Raw genomic sequence first — 18,592 nt, 5'->3', positions numbered from 1 at the left:
GCTCTACTTGTAATATTTGTTTTACCACGTGAATTCTTTGCCATTATTCGTATATTGCTATCCTTCCAGACATCAGTGGGTTAATTTGTCATATTATTTAAATTATATCACTTATATTGGAGCTATACTATACACTTTATCGAAACAAAGTGGGTTTTGATATAACAGCTATACAAACATAACGGGGCTACAACATCTTTTTAAAAGAACAATTTTATCAAAAGCTAAAAAATAACTGACGCAACCAAATGGTTGCGCCATTAAAATAGATTGCAGATTTAATCCTTATCGTAATCAAAGTCACAAATCATCTTAGCTTGGTTCAAAGGAAAATTCGAGAACAAATTTACTTTACACTGATTTCGGAGAAGCCGTGCTCGTCCCACGGCTTGTTCTAACTGCGATTCAATTATATAAAACTGAATCGCTCTTAACACCTTATCGTCAAAGGATGTAAAACGGAACCTCCATCCGTTGTGTTCGACTGTAGTACCGAACTTTATCTTCGCTTCCGTGTCGAACCCACAGCCAATAGTGTAAGCGAATAATTTGTATATCCAATCAGGTATGTGGGGCGTTCCGATTACATCTAAATTCTTTCCTTTTAAATAATCACACCCCGCAGAGTTACCAAAATGTAAGTCACCCAGATAACATTCCATGAATTGTTTAAAAGAAATGGTATTATCAAACCCCGACCATTTCTTGATTTGCTTAATAATGCCCCTGTTTTTAGAAAGGTAATCCCTGCTCATAGGGCGGCAGTAATCTTGATATAAATCGCCTTCGTACCTAGCTTTTTTGCAATCATGAAACTCCATGTTATCCTTACCAAAAAAATATTCACAGACCGTTTTATCGACAGTTGCCGATACCATGATGTACTTAGTGCTTGGCTTGAATTTCACTGGTTGGATAAAAGTGATGCAGTCTTCACTTATGTTATTTTCCTTATCAGATACCTTACGATAGAGAAATCGCGTGGCGGAACAAAATGATGGTATATCGACCCCAATCGCTATATCATCGTCTGTTTTGTCGTAATCAATAGATGGCAGAGAAAAAAAGTCACTTATTTTTTCATCTGCTTCAATATATTTAAGAACTTTATTAACTTTCGTTCTGACTGTGCTCCTGGGCGCAGTCTTCTTTTTCAATCTTTTTAAGTCGGAAATGCTGATGTCTATTTTATTCTGTATAATGCTGCCGATAAGTATATCCTCATCAATGATAACGAGATCATATTTACTAACATCCATTGTTAGAAATCTTTTGTGAGTCGTAATAACGTGACCATCAAAGTTTCTGAATGCGTCCAACTCCTCTAAGTACTTCTTAAACAATTTAGCACATTCAGGGTGGTCTTCACGTATGAGCTTTTTCAAGTAGGGAATCACCGATTTCCCACAAGCATAAAGGTATTGAATATGTTCCCAAACAACATCCGGGATATAATCTTTTATTTCACGTAGCGACGGGGATTCTATCATCTCAATCCCCATCGATTCTGCTCTTAGACTTCGTATTTCACTTTTCAACTTATTAGTCGGAACGACGATTAGAATTCGTAGAGATGTGTCCTTAATAAGCTTTAAATAAGTCTCTGTTTTTCCTATAGCCGTCTGTGCTTTGATGATAAACCACATCTTTCTAGCGTCATCCATAGCGTTACGAAAAGTTTTCTGAAAATCCTTTTCAGCTTCATCTAATGTATACAGTAGCTCTGTATATCTGGCAATACGCTCCATCTGATGGTACTTCAACTTAGCAGTCGATAGGAGATTTGTAACATGAGAACAGCTATTACAGTATCGGCAGAAGCTATTACAAGACTGAGGCTTATACCCTCCGATGTATTTCTTCAGTTGATGAACCCAATATCCATATTGTCCGATACGACCATCCGCATAGGAATTCGCTTTAAAGATATCTAAAAACAGTTGATTACCAGTTTCTACATTTGTCAGATTAGTTGCTAAACCGAATAATTCATCATGACTTAATCTTATACTACCAGTCTCAAACTCTCGTAATAACTGGCAGACAGAACGAAGTCTAGGGATGTCCCGTGACCTAAGATCTGCATGGTTCCTTGATGTTTTATTCTTCGCTGAGACATTGGTGCCATCACTATATTTAATTAAGTAATATTTTTTTGATAATTCTTCGCCAAATCCTTCTATTATAGATAAAGAATATTCTATAGTAGAGTTTGGCGAGATTTTATCATCATGAGGAACACCAGTAATCTCAGCGATGTTCTCTGTTTCTGGAAGTTCATTAGCAATCGAAACATCAGGCATCCCTTTACTGTTTTCTCTCAAACCATGATTCCTAATGAATTCCGATACTTTTCTTCTATAGTTATTTTTATACCGTTCCTCAAGATAGCTTGTCATACCAGTAATGGCAGATACTACATTCATATGGGAAGCTTCTTTATCAAAAAACAATATTTTATCTTTTCTCCCCCCAAAGTACATCTTGGATATATCTTTGCTACTCTTGTCACACTCGGGAAAAATCGTCACCAAAGCATCTTGAATGACCTCTGCGTCCCTGTTTGATTGAATTGGCACATCGTTGAGAAAGGCTACTCGGAAGCGATCTTTGTTTTTACTGCTAAAACTTTCGTATGCAAATAAAACTGGGAGATTATATCTGTCAGCTCTCTCTTTAACGCTATCAAATGATAGTTGCTTATCCGGAGTATCATTGTCAAAGTCAAGAACAAATAATTGCATTTGCTTAAAGTTTTCTTTATTCCGTTTACCATTCTTAAAGGTCGCAGGGCAGAAGGTATGTCCATCTAAACCCACATCCCCTACAAAACCTCTGATGTTCTCTGAGGTTAGCGGTATTGTTTGCTGAGCTATCCTATCACTTATTTGAGCGATCTCCTTACCCTCTGGCTTCGAATAATAACTTACCCTATCTAGGCAAATCCTTATGCTATTCATTTTATCAACTCCTACAAGAAAAATATTTTTATTTCCCTGTAGGAGTAATTACAAAAAAATATTGTAAAAAATAAAAGACGGTTTTTGGCCGCCCTTTATTTTACGCGTTTGTTTCCTGGGTGATTCTATGCTTATTTTAGTAACATGTTTTCCCGCTATGCTACCACTGAGAAATTTCAAATTTTCTCTGTAAAATATAAATAATATCTAAAGTTTATTACCAATAAAATGGTGGTATAAATGGTACAGTACAAGTGGTATTGTATTGATTTTGAGTTACGAATATCCATAAAAAAATACAGCAGCCATCATAATAAAATAGCTACTGTAATACATTGTTTTTTAATTAGGCAATCCAGTAACTTTAGAAGGTTGCTCCATATTACAACATTCCCCTTTCTTTTAAACTCTCAAATTTCCCCTTGCCGATAATAATATGATCCAAAATGTTAATATCCAATAACTTACCTGCTTCAATCAGTTTTCTAGTAATAGCAATGTCTTCTTGACTTGGCATGGTATCACCGCTTGGATGGTTGTGTACCAAAATGATGGATGCAGCCAATAGGCGCACTGCCCGGCGAAAGAGTTCTCGACATCCTACTATGGTAGAGTTAATTGTGCCTTGGGCAACTACCTCTTCAGCAATAATACCATTTTTGGTGTTCAGGTAAATTACCCGAAACTGTTCGACAGCAAGAAACTGCATATCCTCCATCCGCTTAAAGGCATCGCCAGGAGCCTTGATGACTGGCGGTAACTCATTATTAATTCGGTAGACCCGTTTAGCTATTTCTGCTATACATTGAATTTTTCTGGCTTTAGCATTTCCAATTCCTTTGATTTTTTCTAGCTCTTGTTCTGAGGACTGGAGCAGTATATTCTGAACACTGCCATATTCCGCTATCAATTCACGTACTACCGATTTTTCCAGAATAGCTGTCAGCAGTTCTTCATCAGCCATGCCGGAAAGGTTGGTTTGGTTCAGCATCATATTTCCCTTACTTTCCGATAAAATGTAGATGGTTTCATGTTCAGCCTGCGCATAGCCTCGACCGCTGTCATGCTGCCCGATTTCCACTTAGACACGACCTTATCAAAGTCCTGATGCATGATAGGCTTACGCCCCTTGTATTTTCCCTGCGCTTTGGCAATCGCTATACCCTCCCGCTGGCGCTGCAAGATATACTCGCGTTCCAATTCTGCTACAGCGCCAAATATAGTCAGCATGAACTTTCCTGTCGGTGTTGTCGTATCAATAGCCTCTTTCTTAGATATAAATTCAACATGTTTGACAGCTAGTTGCTCAATGAGTTCCAGTAAGTCGCGTGTATTACGGGCAAAACGGCTGATTGATTCAACGATCACGGTATCACCCTGGCGGACATAGGTGAGCATCCTTTTCAGCTCCGGTCTGTCGGTATTCTTGCCGCTGGCTTTATCGATAAAAAGCTCATCCACACCAAGTTCTTTTAACAGAACCTCCTGTCGCATCGTGTTTTGCTCGGTTGTGCTTACCCTGATATAGCCTATCTTCATTCAAATTCCCCCATAAACATGTGCAATTAGACTGTAGCCTAACGGCACATTGGAAAAGTGTCCCAATAACATTGTTTTCGGATTTTTGGCATGTGCCATTGCTACAGACCACCCTATTGGTCCAAATAAAATAAGCCTCCCGATAGGGAAGGCGCTGAGTGAATATCAATATTCGGAAGGCAATAGGATAACCCCATCAATCAGGTACAGCTTTACTTCTCCGGGCGGGAAGTCGGTGTATGGTATCTTTTGCATAACAATAAGCGTCCTATCATTATACCCTCGAACAACCGCCGTACTGTTGTTATCTGTATTGACATTCAATGTCCATACCTGGAAAGCCTTATCCAGCTTCCCGTTGCTCTGATAGCTTCCGATAATGTCAAGAAGCCAATAATACCCTGCCGCTTCCGCCAGAGCAAGAACACCGTCTGTAATAACCGGAAAGCCGGGTATTGGCGAAAACTTGTGATAGTTCTCCGTGCCTGTGGAGTTATTGCTCATATCAAGTATCGTTTCTATTGATTTCATCGGCTGCAATTCTCCCTTATTTTCAGACATAAAAGAACAGAGCTTTCCTCAGTGGGAAGCTCTGTTTTAGGCTGTTTTGCCGGAATGATATGGAATAAAAGTTTACGCAGTTTCTGTCTTCAACTTATTGATACAACCAATAAAGTCGATGACAGCTTTTGCTGCAGTGAGTACCGCCGACAATGCCGACAGTATAATCCTCGCTATTTTGATTTTGCCCATGGTAATATCCCTCCTCTGTTTTATGCTTTTTTATGCTTGAATAGCATAGGGAAGCTGTTGATTTGGCTTGCGCCTACTCATCTTCATAATATATAAAGGAAAGAAAGGGGGATGCGATTACCGAAACAGAAATGGTCAGACAGTTACACCAAAATAGTCAAAAAAAGACGAGACCAATGAACGGTCCCGCCCTAATCGTTATTAGCCTACCTTTGTAAACACAATGTTGCCATTATTACCGAAAATGATAAGCTTAAAGTTTTCCATAGTATAATCAAATACACGTTCTTGGATATACGTTCTCGTTAAATATCCATCTTCTGTTGACCAAGTAAATTTTCCCAAACGATTAATTTGGTCATTTCCTGTCTTGTCTTCAAAGAACTGAATACCACCGCCACCGCTATCAATAGGCATCCACGTTCCGTATAGTCCATTTGTACCCTCTGTACGTTTGAAATTCCCATAATGATCCATAGTTAAAACATCACCATATCCTTGCTTTCCTAATGAATATTTACTCTTTACGGTGCGCTTTGCTGCAATTATTAAACGACCATTTTCTGTTCTCCAAGTTATATTTTTATCCCCAAGCCCAAATTCATAAGACCATAAATCTAGGTTGGTTATTCCGATTCCATTACTGGAAAAATCCAGTCTGGCACCATCGTCTGCTACCCATCTACCAGCCAAACGTGAATCAGTTGAAGTCTTATTTGCACCCTTATAATCTTTCCGATACTGACTATACCATGTGTTTAGTGAGTATGGTTTAATCCCTACATCATTGAAGAGTAAATCTCCTGTATAAGGATCTACAAGAATATCCACCGCACGAGGTAATCCTGTTAATGTAAATAAGTAGTATTTCTTACCATCCGTTTCATAGAAGCTGCCATCTGATTTTCCTTTACTGATAGAAACTGTGGGGTTATTGGGAAATTGATGTTCCATGCACCAATCTCCAACACGCATCTCTGCGCTGTCATATGTATATTTTGTTTCCGATTCTTTATTTACTGCCTCTTTAGCAGATTTGCTTCCATCAGGACTACTAGCTTTTTCACTATTGGGGCTTCCCGTCATTCCCAGGACTATTAGAAAAACTATAAATAAACCACCATAAATCACCAGTACCCTCGGTCTTGTTTTCTTTTCTCCCCACCGAATTACCAGACCTGGTTTGACAAGACCAACAACCATAGCAATTAAAGAAACCAATAGCAATATTACTAATAACGTGTTCATATTCTTCTTGCCCCTCCTATATAATATAATCCGATGGATTATTTCCAAATTTAATTGAATCGTCTATTTAAGAATCCAATCCGGCAAATGAAATTCCACCTCGGTAAGCCAGACATAGCGATGTATACTGTACTTGTTCCTTGGGCTTTGGCGCACCAATTTTAACGATACACTTAAGCGGTTCACAAAGAAACGATACAAGGGGACATTCCTTATTTGTCAACCTGTTAGTGACAATTAGTGAACGTCCCCCTTCTCATTCATGTGTGTTACCTTAAATTAGACCGCGTTCTTTTAGCACATGGCATACTGCTGCAAAAGATCCTTTTATGACTATATTTGCCGATGGAGATGCTGCCTTTTCCTTAAGTTCATTGTACTTGAGCTTAAGTTCTTGATTACTCATGTTCTCATATTCTCTCTTAAGCCCATCTGAGCCGGAGAGTGCTGAACTGAAAAACCCCATATAAATAACCTCCTTTCGTTCATTTGTTGCCGCTTTAGAACCAAAAGTTTCATTATAGAGCCACACCAAAATCATAAATTCACAAAATAATAGTAAAGACAGTGCTGCCAGCACCGTCTTTACTTTGCACCCGTTATTAGCGGAACTGTCTAGCTGTTGCGATATAGAGCAGAACTCACAGTAATAACCATAACAGAAGATAAAGAACCAACGCCAAAGGCTTTTAATTCTATAATCTCCCAAGGCAAATAGAACATGCCTTGGATTTTTTAAAATTTATAAGTTACACCAAACCCAAAGCCTTTGGAGCTTGCATCAAACTTTTCGCCGTCAGATTCTAATTCTTTCACTTTGACTCCACGATAGTCTACGTTAAAATCAATGTTAGGGCTAATCTCTTGCGATAGGCCAACTTTCCAATTTGTAAAGTTAGAAGCAACTCCAACAGCAGCATATGCTGTTGTTTTATCAGCTATCTTTGTGCTACCAACAAAACCAAATTGCATTGCCTTTTTAGTTTTGCTAGTATAGGTTTCATTCTCAGTAGGGCTTCCATCAGTATAAGTTATAGTTGCATTTTCCTGTGCTTTAACTGAAACTAGGCCTGTATAAACGGATAGGTTTTTATTTAATTTATAAAGTACATTAAGTTCTTGGTTTTTTAGTTTTAGGTTGGAAATACCAGTTTCATCAGCAGCACTCCAGGAAACTGCATCTTTCGATTTTGCATTAAACCCATTATATTGAATAGCAAAATTATTCCCTAGACCGGTTGTAATTCCCCAATCAAGATTACTTTTTTTACCAAACGATGTTTCCCAGGAGCTTCCATCATCGTTTGTTCCACTCGTTTTAATATCTGAGGATCTCCACGTTAAATCAATGGCGGTTTTTCCTGCTGAATAATCGGTTAGCGGTGCAGCAAAACCAATACTGGTTGTTAAGATAGTAGCTGCCGCCATTGTAAGTATAGCTGTTTTTTTCATTGTTCTTTTGCCCCTTTTCACATATTATATTTGTTATTTAATCGCTTACGCGAATAACATCACCAACTTTATACGGTATCACCTTCAAGAGCCCATAGAAGCGCCTGTGCTAATAATAAGAAATGCATTTTTACTCAGACTCGTTTTCTTTTCTACGTTTGCCCAGTACGCCTTCTATAAACTTTATGGTATATCCGCCGGCTCTGGCTATCTTAGCGCGTTCACGTCTATCTGTTGTTTGGTTTACTAAATCTGCTATAAAATCAGGACGATATAACCTCATAGGGCAGTCAATTTTATCACCACGAAAATATTTGAACAATTTAAGCATAGCCTCACGGCCAATAAGCTCATAAAGTTCTAAGTAGCTGTCATTTAAAGCTTCGGATTCATTGCCATCAACACTGAATGCCTTATAGACAGTTTCTTCATTTTTATTATCTAAATCAATGCTAATTATAATATCGCCTCCCTACGCGTTAAAAGTATAGCAATTCTTATTTCCTTAAATCCATTCGCATGAAGCCCCTTATTAAGAGCCTTTAGATTCTCCTCTGAAAGTCTCTTTTTCATTCCCATATAAAGGAACTTTTAAATTTTACAAGAGCGGATATTTGCTTTTGAAACAATCAGAAGCCCCTTAGGTCTAATCTCGAATAGGCATTTTAAAGTTCCATAAAACGCACCTTTTAGAACCGTAATAAGGATCTATTTATTCTGCTGAAAATCGAAACTTTATTACTGACAATTAGGAAAAACCCTTTCCCATTTAATCGGAAAGGGTTTTGAGTTGACATCTTTACTTTTGTTTATGAGTTCCCTGCTATATGAAGCATGACAATTTGGGCACGCTGCTTTCCATAACAGGCGAACATCCTGCCGCACACCGTGCAATCATCATATTCGTCGTTGACATAGTCTTCTTCAAGCAGAGTCACCAGATCTGCCAGTCTACATGCGATTCTGCTAATTTTCCGTCCTACTATTACCATTTTCTAAACCTCCCAATATAAAATGAATCCCCATGCCGTGATTGGCATGGGGATTGCTATGGTGTCAGTTTAATAATATATCGTTTCAGATACAGCTCATTTGATAGCCCATATTGGTTCAAGCTATTAAATCACTGACATTCGTTGTAAACGATTTGTTTTTATAGCGGAAGAGACAAGCCCGCCTTTTGGTAAATCAATTCACATAGGGGAACAGAAATAATTTTTTAATTTTTCCTGAGAACCAAGTATAACCAAATTGCTTAGAATCATAAAACACTCTTTATCAATAAATCATAAAATTCATGCATAGATACTACTTTACTAAATTGCTATTTAATTGATAGGAATATCGGTCAATTTCCATTTTATAAATATTATCTTTTAAGTGTGTCAATTGTGAATTACTATGAACGAACTTCTTTACTTGATCCTCATCACACCTATGACCACAATAAATCCTGCTAATTGCTTCAGGATTCAATCTAAACAAATTTATGTTGTTCGCATTCTCTGAAAAAATCTGTAACGCAATCTCTTGCTTTAAGCTTTGATCCCCCATGTCTTCATGCATTTCATATCCACTCGGATATATTATCTGTATCTTATCTTGATCAGGATTCTTTACTTTAATAGTTTTATCTTTAGCTAAAGTCTTAGAAAGAAGCTCATTTTTTCTACATATAATACTATCCGCATCGCTTAACTGGACGATAGACCTCCACTCTTTTTCATATAACCAATCATTTGATTTAGTGAAAAATAAATCGTGAAGAAATTCTCTAAAAGGATATTCTCCATTTACTTGTACTTGCTCATATCGTTCAAAGCTAAGAATTTCCCTTCGATACATAACCTTCTCAGGAAATTCGTAAAAACCCCCAAGATAATTCTCTCCAAACCGTGATTCTCGTTTTCCTAATTTTCTTGTTGAATCTTGAAAAAGAGGTTTATCATAATCAAATTCCAACACAATTCCACGATGTTGATCTGCATAATGTGCCCACATTAATGAGCTTGTATAATCTTCTGTGAAGGATAAGACGCCTACAGCATCAAAATCCAATTGAATAAAATCCATAACTCCGTTCAGAAAATTGTCTGAAACATCTTCGACAGGAATACCTTGTTTTTTTGCAAACTTCTGCACCCCTTTGTTTGCAGTTTTAAATTGTTCATCATTATAAAGTCCCTCATACGGATCATTAAGAGCTGCAAAAGGCGTTGCTCTTATCATTAAATTATCAAAAAACTCTTTTCTTAATGGCATATATTTATAAAGATATTTCATCACAAAGCTACTTCCTTTCATCAACTATAATTTTTTGTTTATATCACAAACAAAAACACAATAAAAATATTTGTAAAAATTTTCTCAATTTAATTATATCGTGTTTATTATTCCATTAATTCAAAACCGCCCGTAAATAAGCTTATTTTACCATCAAATTGACATTTTCACAAACGAAGCATAAAAAAGAACGATAAAAATGATTCAACAACTTACAATGTTTTAATACGTTCACCATTCTTATACAATCATTGACTAATTTACAGCAAGTGCAGTATCTGCCCAGCAAGCTCACTCTCTGCATAATCAGGAATATACGCCAGACAAGCTTCAAAGTCCTCACGGCGCATATTCGTCAAATCCCGTACCTTGCGCCATGTCAAAGTGACACCACGATCTTCTACCTGACGTGCAGCCCAAGTTACTTCTCTAGCCCAATATTGCTCCTGTGATTCCTCCTGCCGCTGTATGTCAGCAAGGCATTTTGGTAGATGCAAAGATATTTTTTTACTGGAAAGATGCAAGATTTTCTCAACAGCAAAAGTAGTAACCTTTTTAGGTCTGGTTGATCCATCACCCTGTAGCTGGCTGATAGCTTCTTTTACAAGTGGTAGGGTATTCTCATCAATCTGATCCCAGTTTTGAGGCTTCGCGCCGCTTTTAAGTGACGCTTTAGGTGGCTTATGATAAGTTCCATACCTCCGTTCACCGATAGCTTTAACAGTCGCATATGGGGCACTGAGAGCTTTCGCAATAGCTGGATACTTCAAACCTTGTTCATGAAGTCTGTAAACCTCTTCATCAAAGAGCTGTTGTTGTGTTTTCTCCGGCAGTTCCATATGTACCAGTTCATCAGCGGTAATACCAAGAAACATAGCCATGAGACAGATTTCATAGAAGTTCACCCTATCATTCGTCAACACCTTCTGTGTCTGCCATAACTCCGTAAACCAGTTTTGGGACAAATCCCTATAATACTCTGTAAAATCTGCATGAAAGAGTGCAATATTACGCTGTTCTCCACGTACAGACCGATATTGGGTATTAGCCATTTGAGAATGAAGAAAATCACCAACCGTAACACATGAATCCATGTCAACATCAGCCTGAAAAACCTCTGCCATATAAACAACTACGCGGATTTCAATTTCGTTATCCGCAAATATGCACAATTCCGATTGTGGTATTATTTCCTCTGCTGTTTTTAAAGAGGGCGTAGCTTTCCCACGGATCATCACACTGCCATCCATCAAGTAACATCTATGAGCAGGGCAAACATGAATCCCTATTAGTTGATGAATCCGATGCCAATATGCTTCTCCATATTGTTCTCTGTCATTAGCTGCACAAGCCGGACAGTAGCGCAAACAGCGAACTTTGCCATTCTTGCTTTGAGGTATCGGCAAGAGATTATAGTAATTTCCCATCATAGATACCAATGATTGAAATGCTTTTTGTCTGCGTTTTCTCGGCAAAAACCGCCCATAGCAAGGGAACATGGTATGCTTTTCAATGACTGCTTCCATGGGCATATTCCTTGTTATGAACTGTACTGCGGCGGGCGTGTAACTATTGATAAAATCCATATCCGGGCGTACAGTCTTTGATGTAAACAGTTCTTCAGCCGCAAAGGTGTAGGCCATATATCCTGATTTCGTGTAGTATCGTGCCAACTGGCTATAAAGTAGCTCATCTGGATATGCGGTAGGAAAATAAGCTATCATACAGCTACTTCCACAACAGGCATATTGGACTTTAAAAGCTGCATAATATCTATACTTTCATTCTTAGCTTTGGCAACCAAATCAGCAATACTAATACGATCATCTGAAGTTTCATTCTCAGCAGTAGGGACAGGCGCTTTTCTCTTGATTTTAGAAGTCTGCTTGCCTTGAGAAATAGATGGTTGAATATACCCATGAAGGAAAGATAGCCGCTGTTGATAGGCTGCGTTTAAAGATTCCAGATTCAAGATTTCTTTGCCACTCAAGATAGCGATTTCCTGTGCATCATGAATCAACGCTACCACAACCGATGCAATTCCTGCGCTATGTTCATAAAGCCATGCAATGATTCCATCCGTGATTTCCGTTCGTTGCTTCACGTACTGATATCTGAATATGACCTTGCAGAATTCTTGAAAATATTTATCATAGCCCATAGTCGCATACTGCAATCCCACTGAACGTCGTGCAAGCTGCATCGCCGATTCAAAAAACCTGCTGCTTTCAAGAGTGCCTACCATGCAGATACTGATTCCGCTATTATTGATGAGCTGCGTTAAAGATCCTATCAGGCTTTTGCCATTTTTGCTGTTGGCTACGTTTTGAATCTCATCAACCACCAACATACCGATATGATTAAGAGCAACTTGGCTGACAGAGCCAATAAGCATATCCGTTGTAGCCCTTGCCCTTAAAGCATTCTGATAGTACTTACTATCTAAAACTTCATCAACTTTACGCAGAACCTCTAGCAACAACCCTTTTACTGACGAATCAAAAGGGCATTGCACAATCACACATGGTACAACCTTGGTATAGGGATTATCAGCTTCAATTACTCGATTCCCTGTAATTAAATTAATCGCCTTGCTAATAGCAGAGCTCTTACCTATTCCAGATGTGCCGATAATGGTAAAGCTATCAGATCCGCCCATGATGCCGCTGTATTCCTGTTGCATGATGGCTTTGTAGTTCTGGTTCTGCTGCTGTACCGCCAGCCTCGTTCCCTTCTTCTGCATAGAGCGTAAGAGAGCCAAGTACAATTTGCTATAGATTTCTAGCGACATTTGCGAGGGGATATACACCTTATATAAGTCCGATAACGCCATAAGCCTTACGGAAGCATCACCATTACAGCGTTCAGGATTGTACCCTGGCAATACTTCCAATGCATTCCTCAACGAGTCCCCTGATTTCATACGAGGCAGGATGTTGATGATATCTGAAAGATTTATCATGGCTTGGCTCCTTTCATATAGTTTCTATGGTGCTTACGCTGTTCACGCTTGCGGCTATCTTGGATATTCTTAACGCTTACATCGGCACTGCTCCTGACGCTGCCAGCGATTGCCTCAATATGCCGCGCAAGATTAATCTGAGCCTGTAGATTATCCTGGTTGGCTCCTTTTGCAATGTCTCTCTGAGCTATCTGTAAACTCTGTACAGCAGTCAAATCTTTACCCTCAAATCTGGATTCAATAATGGTAAACTTAGCATATATTCCATTTTTCAATAGCCATACAGAAGTAACATCCGCTGGATTATAAGCAACTGTAGCCTCACCGCCTTTAAGATACTGCTCTGTATACCCGTCACAGTGATAGCGCATTTTATTGACTTTCAGGCCAAACCTGCTGAACTTACCCGTAGTTCTCGGCAGAAGGGTAAGAACAAGCTCTTTAGTGCCTACTTCAATTAAATAGGCTCCCATTTGGGATTTACCCCAGTTCCAGATACAGCTTGCATATGGTTTCACATTCGCGGCAATCATGGCTTCGGTATAGGGAAAATTTTCAACGATTCGTTGGGAATTGTAATAGATAATACAATGAATGATAATTTTCTCAAAGTCCGTCATGGTCATGCAGGCACCTTTCCTATAATCATGTGCTCCCCGTTCTTGATAATCAGGCTCAATCACACCTTTGCCTTTCAGGTGCTTTTTATATGTTGCCTGAATCACATCAAAGAATTTTTCCACCATGCCTTTCAATTCAGGTCTATACGAGGGAAGATTAATTACTTTAATGCCCAACTCTACAATTTGCTCAAAGTTTTCAGATTTGTATTCACTCCCCATATCGGTGACCAACGTAGCAGGAAGTTTATCACAAGACCAATCCTCTGCATTTATAGAAATACCAAACTGCTTACACCAAGCGGCTTTATCCGCTATAATGTTCAACATCAGCCCTCTAAGGCTATACACGCCACCCGCCCATGATAGGACATACCCGCAACATAAACCGCTGTAAGCGTCAATACAGGCCGTTAGAATGGGTCTGCCTACAAGATTGCCCGCATCATTGATGAGGTAAATATCGCATATAGTAGAATCCAGCATACCAACGCCAATGGCAGGAGCAAACGACTGTATCCCATCGCCAATAAGAGGCCTGTTGTTTCTCTGGTAATTCTTTAATCCGTCTCTGGAAATGTAAAAGTTCTGCATCTTTTTTGTTTTACGATAGAAGTAACGGAATTGATAGAAAGACGGATATGTATCTCTCAGAATGCTCATACCATCACAATATTTTTCTTTCAGCATCATGGTATATGCAGTCATAAGAGATTGCTTTTTCGTGGTATAAAAGAATTTATTCAAAGCCCATCGTATGTTTTTTTCATCTTTTGTGAGCTCTGCATCATCATCCAGCCGCTTCCTTGAGGCAAGAACTGTTATATTCATATAGGCCAGATACAGGCATAAATAGATCCTAATGGTTTGCTTTGATATGTTGTGTTCTATAGCAGTGGAACCGATAACTTTAGAACGCATTCTTTCATCCGCTATAAAAGGGAGACTCGGTGCAATCAACGTGTAACGGTCATACATTGCTTTTCTCTGGTCAGCATCCAAAGCATCAATGAAAGTGACTTTAAAATTCGTTACCTCGTTCAGCACCTCATCAATGCAGCCAGAGAAGGAATCCAAAGCCGAAGATTCCACCCATACAGGCATAGTCCTTTTGATGCAGTCGATAATGAGGATTTTATCAGGCTTTACCTCTAAAACCCTGATAATGTTGTCACCGTCCTTCAACAAATCATGCTTCTTCATCAATGACTAACCCCCAATCTGTGACCCCATGCCTTAACCAGTATTCCCTTGAAGCATCTAGCAGTTTGACCGTAAGTGGCTTTGTCAGAAACTTGCGGAACACACATTCACGCACCATCAAATCATTGTCAGACTTGACGCAGACAAAATCCGATGTGTATTCGCTAATGTCCCGCCCATTAAGCGGAACATTACACCTGATTTCTTTTACTTCATCACTTGCTTGCAAAATATCCGCATAAGCGTACTGGATGGCGTCATATGTCCTGCATACATCACTGCACTTGGTAATGACGCGCTTCTCACAACGACCTTTAAAGTTTTTCTTCCTCACCTTGCAAAACCTCCTTGTATGGAACGCTCCGCTGCTTGACCCCCTTTTCCCAAAAACACTTCCCAAAAATAAAAATGGGCGATTTTGGGGGAATTGGAGATTCGGTTTTGGGGAAACAGAAAATCATGAATATACTCTCCCGCCCCATGTTACGGGCGTTTCAGTGCAATGTTCATGAAAGTCATAGCGCTATGCCTTTTCCCAAAAAGCATAAAAGAAAATATCACCATGTCGTGGGGCACTGCCATTTATTCTCCAAAGGGCATTTTCCTGTATTCTCCCTGGCTTTGCCAGGAATGCCCGCCACTCCATGGTGCCCGCCTCTTTTAGCAAGCAGAAATTCCTGTATTTACGCGGGTTGAGGATAAAAAAAGGACCTTGCACAAGCTTCGAAAAGCTTTAATGCAAGGTCGTTTTTTCTATGTCGGCAGGTTAAGCCATTTTGCCCTTTGGCGAATAAATGGCAGTGCCCTACGACAATCTAAATTATTCCCATTCGATTGTGGAAGGTGGTTTGGAGGTAATATCGTAAACAATCCGGTTTACACCTTTAACCTCATTAACAATTCTGCGCGAGATGCTGTCAAGGACTTCGTACGGCAGACGCACCCAGTCTGCCGTCATGCCGTCTTCACTTTCTACAATTCTAAGGCCAACGGTATAGGCATAGGTACGTTCGTCCCCCATGACACCCACACTCTTCATAGCAGGCAGCACGGCGAAAGATTGCCATACTTTACGGTAAAGATCGGCATTTTTTATCTCCTGGTAGACGATTGAATCGGCTTCACGCAGAATTTCCAGGCGTTCTTCGGTAATCTCGCCAATAATCCGGATCGCCAGCCCCGGGCCCGGGAATGGCTGACGATAGACAATATCATCAGTCAGACCAATTTCACGGCCTAACGCCCGCACTTCATCTTTGAATAAGTCTCTAAGCGGTTCGACAAGCTCAAATTTCATGTCTTCCGGCAGCCCGCCCACATTATGGTGACTCTTGATAACAGCGGCAGTGGCCGTACCGCTCTCGATAACGTCAGGGTATAGCGTGCCCTGTACAAGGTAATCAATTTCACCCAGTTTGGCGGCCTCAGCTTCAAATACCCGGATGAACTCTTCGCCGATTATTTTACGCTTCTGTTCCGGTTCAGTTACACCATTCAGGCGGGCCATAAACCGGTCCACTGCATCTACATACACAAGATTCATCTTGAAGCCGTCACGGAACGTTTTTACCACCTGCTCCGCTTCGCCTTTACGCAGAAAACCATGATTTACAAATACACAAGTCAATTGTTCCCCTATGGCCCGGTGCACCAAAACAGCGGCTACCGAAGAATCAACACCGCCGCTCAGGGCACAAAGCACCCGTTTATTGCCCACCTGAGCCTGAATCTTGGCAACGGACTGATCAACGAAAGAACCCATATTCCAGTCACCGGTACAGCCGCAAATAGTAAACAGGAAGTTTTTCAGCATTTTCATGCCTTCAGGGGTATGTACCACTTCCGGGTGGAATTGTACGCCATATATACGGCGCTCATTGTTTTCCATAGCTGCCACCGGCGTGCTATTGGTATGGGCCGTAACGGTAAAACCGGCGGGGGGCTCGGCAATATAATCCCCGTGGCTCATCCAGACCTGAGTCTCGGCCGTAATCGCTGCAAAAACGCCTGCAGTTTTATCAACATACAGTTTGGTGTTGCCATATTCACGCGAATTAGCATGAGCTACCTTGCCGCCAAGAGTATGAGCGGTAAGCTGCATGCCATAGCATATACCCAAAACCGGCAGATTAATTTCAAACACCTGCGGGTCGCATTTAGGCGCTCCTTCTCCATAAACGCTGGAAGGTCCGCCGGAAAAAACAATTCCCTTAGGAGCCATCTCACGAATTTTATCAACACTGATATTAAAAGGCACTATCTCGCAATATACTCCGCATTCGCGGATTCTTCTGGCTATTAGCTGGCTGTATTGGCCGCCAAAGTCCATGACCAAAATCATTTCTTGTTTGCCGGTCGTCATTAGAAATCCTCCTTTAATTTGCTCCAATTATTGTATAAGGCTGTTGTTAAGCCTTTGGCAGCAGTTTTTGTTTTTAACCTGCCACGGGATTACAACCGTTACTAAGTAATAGCAGCAACTACTCTACCGAAGCAAAGTTAAGTTCCGGGACGCCGTCAATAAATCCCATCTCCTGTGCCAGCTCATAATAGGTTAACAGCGCCTGCAGATGAGCCGGTGTTAACGTATAGTTTAACAACTGCAAGTAATCGGTTATTTGTCCTGCTGAAAATGGGGAAACATAGGTTTCGCACGCTGCTGCAGCCTGAATATTAGCAAGGCCATGCGCAAAACCGGCAGTCAAGCGTTCATAAACCTTTTGCAGCAAGCCGGGCTGGCTTTCGGCAAATTCCCTGGTTACCACCCACAAGGCATATACCATGGCTTGTCCGGTAAGCTTCCGCCATTCCTGTCCAATATCATAATAATAGCAGCCCGGAATTTTGTTGTGATAGGCATATAAGGCATCATCCCCGATAAACAAAGCCGCATCCGCTTCTTTGAGAACCTCTGTTTGGAGTCCCACCTCGCTTGGGAAATATTCGGGCGTAAGCTGATAGGCCTTATTCAGGATGATTTTCAATAGTATGCGCGAAGTAGCCGATTTGGTTGTCAGCGCAACCCGGGCATTGTTCAATTCAGTAATAGGTCGTTTCGAGGCTAGTAAAATACTTTGCAAAAAACCACTGGCGCTTATGGACAGATTAGGCAATATAAAAAGTTTATCCCTATTTAGGGCGTAGATAATCGAAGATACCGGGCTGATATCAAGCCGGCCCTCTATTATCAATCCATTCAGCACAGCAGGTGCAGCAGCAATCATATCTACCCCTTGCTCCATGCCCCTGTATTTAAGGCCATAAGCTAATGGTAAACAATTTATAAAATTAATGTTGCCTAATCGTACCTGGATACTTTGTACCATTAGCCACTCCACAATACAATATTACTGACGGCATACGAAATCACGCATGAAAATAGTTTGCGGCATTAGCAGTGAACTTTATGCAATCACATCAATTTCGCCGTATATCGTCAAATTCCTGCTATACAAAGAAAATATATGTAAAGAAAAAACGGCTCGCATCTACCTTTGCGGAAAATGCACGCCGCCGTTATACTTATCCGGGCCAAAAGATCATTGGGAACAGGATAAAAACAAGATTGCCTT

Annotated in this window: 15 protein-coding genes; all 15 read right to left on the bottom strand. The window is 40.2% G+C overall.

Annotation, left to right across the window (positions count from 1 at the left end; genetic code table 11):
- Positions 1-278 precede the first annotated feature (278 nt).
- A complete protein-coding gene (locus tag SATMO3_RS10175; protein ID WP_371380587.1) occupies positions 279-2,960 on the bottom strand; it encodes a hypothetical protein in 2,682 nt (893 codons plus the stop codon).
- A gap of 382 nt (positions 2,961-3,342) precedes the next feature.
- Positions 3,343-4,041, bottom strand: a complete 699-nt coding sequence (gene radC, locus SATMO3_RS10170; protein WP_371380585.1) for a DNA repair protein RadC — start codon at positions 4,039-4,041, stop codon at positions 3,343-3,345.
- Positions 3,951-4,499: a recombinase family protein gene (locus tag SATMO3_RS10165; RefSeq protein WP_371380584.1), complete on the bottom strand. Its 549-nt coding sequence runs from the start codon at positions 4,497-4,499 to the stop codon at positions 3,951-3,953. Before SATMO3_RS10165 ends, radC begins: the two co-directional genes overlap by 91 nt.
- Before the next feature lie 165 nt (positions 4,500-4,664).
- Positions 4,665-5,030, bottom strand: a complete 366-nt coding sequence (locus SATMO3_RS10160) for a DUF6876 family protein (protein ID WP_371380582.1) — start codon at positions 5,028-5,030, stop codon at positions 4,665-4,667.
- Between the two features lie 423 nt (positions 5,031-5,453).
- Complete coding sequence (locus tag SATMO3_RS10155) at positions 5,454-6,500, bottom strand: hypothetical protein (RefSeq protein WP_371380580.1); 1,047 nt, start codon at positions 6,498-6,500, stop codon at positions 5,454-5,456.
- A gap of 274 nt (positions 6,501-6,774) precedes the next feature.
- A complete protein-coding gene (locus SATMO3_RS10150) occupies positions 6,775-7,080 on the bottom strand; it encodes a hypothetical protein (RefSeq protein ID WP_371380579.1) in 306 nt (101 codons plus the stop codon).
- Positions 7,081-7,235: 155 nt separating this feature from the next.
- Entirely contained in the window at positions 7,236-7,952 is a 717-nt protein-coding gene (locus SATMO3_RS10145) for a hypothetical protein (protein WP_371380577.1), read from the bottom strand.
- Between the two features lie 809 nt (positions 7,953-8,761).
- Entirely contained in the window at positions 8,762-8,944 is a 183-nt protein-coding gene (locus tag SATMO3_RS10140) for a hypothetical protein (RefSeq protein WP_371380575.1), read from the bottom strand.
- Between the two features lie 316 nt (positions 8,945-9,260).
- Positions 9,261-10,235 (bottom strand): DUF2971 domain-containing protein, encoded by a 975-nt coding sequence (locus tag SATMO3_RS10135; RefSeq protein ID WP_371381700.1) that lies wholly within the window; start codon positions 10,233-10,235, stop codon positions 9,261-9,263.
- Between the two features lie 260 nt (positions 10,236-10,495).
- Complete coding sequence (locus SATMO3_RS10130; protein ID WP_371380574.1) at positions 10,496-11,959, bottom strand: TniQ family protein; 1,464 nt, start codon at positions 11,957-11,959, stop codon at positions 10,496-10,498.
- Positions 11,956-13,197 carry a TniB family NTP-binding protein gene (locus tag SATMO3_RS10125; RefSeq protein WP_371380573.1) on the bottom strand — a complete coding sequence of 414 codons (1,242 nt, stop codon included), beginning with the start codon at positions 13,195-13,197 and terminating at the stop codon, positions 11,956-11,958. Before SATMO3_RS10125 ends, SATMO3_RS10130 begins: the two co-directional genes overlap by 4 nt.
- On the bottom strand, positions 13,194-15,020 hold the full coding sequence (locus SATMO3_RS10120) for a hypothetical protein (protein WP_371381699.1): 1,827 nt from the start codon (positions 15,018-15,020) through the stop codon (positions 13,194-13,196). The genes SATMO3_RS10125 and SATMO3_RS10120 overlap by 4 nt, the downstream gene beginning before the upstream one ends.
- Positions 15,007-15,354, bottom strand: coding sequence for a hypothetical protein (locus SATMO3_RS10115; protein ID WP_371380571.1), 348 nt, complete (start codon positions 15,352-15,354; stop codon positions 15,007-15,009). Before SATMO3_RS10115 ends, SATMO3_RS10120 begins: the two co-directional genes overlap by 14 nt.
- 486 nt (positions 15,355-15,840) lie before the next feature.
- A complete protein-coding gene (gene guaA / locus SATMO3_RS10110; RefSeq protein WP_371380570.1) occupies positions 15,841-17,382 on the bottom strand; it encodes a glutamine-hydrolyzing GMP synthase in 1,542 nt (513 codons plus the stop codon).
- A gap of 118 nt (positions 17,383-17,500) precedes the next feature.
- Positions 17,501-18,346 (bottom strand): menaquinone biosynthetic enzyme MqnA/MqnD family protein, encoded by an 846-nt coding sequence (locus tag SATMO3_RS10105; RefSeq protein ID WP_371380568.1) that lies wholly within the window; start codon positions 18,344-18,346, stop codon positions 17,501-17,503.
- Positions 18,347-18,592: the final 246 nt, after the last annotated feature.

It is taken from the genome of Sporomusa aerivorans (assembly GCF_041428895.1).
GTDB lineage: Bacteria > Bacillota > Negativicutes > Sporomusales > Sporomusaceae > Sporomusa > Sporomusa aerivorans.
This window is presented reverse-complemented; position numbering and strand designations above follow the sequence as displayed.